The sequence below is a fragment of the Bradyrhizobium semiaridum genome (assembly GCF_020329505.1).
Lineage (GTDB): Bacteria > Pseudomonadota > Alphaproteobacteria > Rhizobiales > Xanthobacteraceae > Bradyrhizobium > Bradyrhizobium semiaridum.
Genome location: NZ_JAGKJJ010000096.1, coordinates 1 through 639 on the forward strand (window position 1 = coordinate 1; position 639 = coordinate 639).

The 639-nt window shown below is 64.2% G+C and carries 1 pseudogene; it reads right to left on the reverse strand.

Annotated elements, in window-relative coordinates:
• Window positions 1-639: pseudogene (gene sucA, locus J6500_RS31635) on the reverse strand (2-oxoglutarate dehydrogenase E1 component); the annotation flags it as partial.

Sequence of the window (639 nt, forward strand, 5' to 3'; positions counted from 1 at the left end):
ATGCGAGGGGTTGGCGGTCAGCGACAGATGGATCTTGTTGCCGTCGAACTCGCGGTCCGAGGAGGCGCCGAGGTGATACTTGACGTCGCCGGAGCCTTCGACCGAGTCCGGATTGGCCGAGCCGCCCTTGAACTCGTGGAACAGCGCGCGGTGCGGCTTGCCCATCACCTGGGTCAGCACATTGAGGCGGCCGCGATGCGGCATGCCGACGACGATCTCCTTCACGCCGAGATTGCCGCCGCGCTTGATGATCTGCTCCAGCGCCGGGATCAGCGATTCGCCGCCGTCGAGGCCGAAGGCTTCGAGAAATTCTGCGACGTCAAATTCACCGGCACCAAGCGCTTCGGCCTCGATCAGCTTGTTGAGGATCGCGCGGCGTCCCTCGGGCGTGAAGCTGATCTCCTTGTCCGGCCCCTCGATGCGCTCCTGGATCCACGCCTTCTGCGCGGCATTGGAGATGTGCATGAATTCGACGCCGAGGGTCTGGCAGTAGGTGCGCTCGCAGATCTGCACGATGTCGCGCAGCGTGCCGTATTCGAGGCCGAGCACGTGATCGAGGAAGATCTTGCGGTCGAAGTCGGCCTCGGTGAAGCCGTAGGAACGCGGATCGAGCTCCTCGCGGTCACGTGGCGCCTCGAT